1 protein-coding gene is annotated in these 316 nt (G+C 64.9%); it reads right to left on the minus strand.

From position 1 onward, the window contains the following. On the minus strand, positions 1-316 hold a 316-nt coding region (locus tag FCU66_RS40060; RefSeq protein WP_246094210.1), incomplete at both ends, for a GDSL-type esterase/lipase family protein.

The raw sequence follows: 316 nt of genomic DNA on the forward strand, positions 1-316 counted from the left end.
CACGATGTCGATCAGCCGCTGGATGCCTTGCTTGGCCGCGACCGGATTGCCGTGGATCCACGGCTTCATGTCGTTGGCGCCGAGCATGAAGACGATCAGGTCGATCGGCGCATGCGTCGTCAGCACCGTCGGCAGCAGCCTGGCGCCATTGCGATCGGCTCCGGCTAGGTGATCGTCGAAAGCGGTGGTGCGGCCATTGAGACCATCGGCGATGACCTGAACGCCGCCACCGAGGCCAGCCTGCAGCACGCTCGGCCAGCGGTCTTCCAATGGATGTCGATCGCCTTCGGCGTTGTAGCCCCAGGTCAGCGAGTCG

The organism is Mesorhizobium norvegicum (assembly GCF_004919685.1).
Lineage (GTDB): Bacteria > Pseudomonadota > Alphaproteobacteria > Rhizobiales > Rhizobiaceae > Mesorhizobium > Mesorhizobium norvegicum.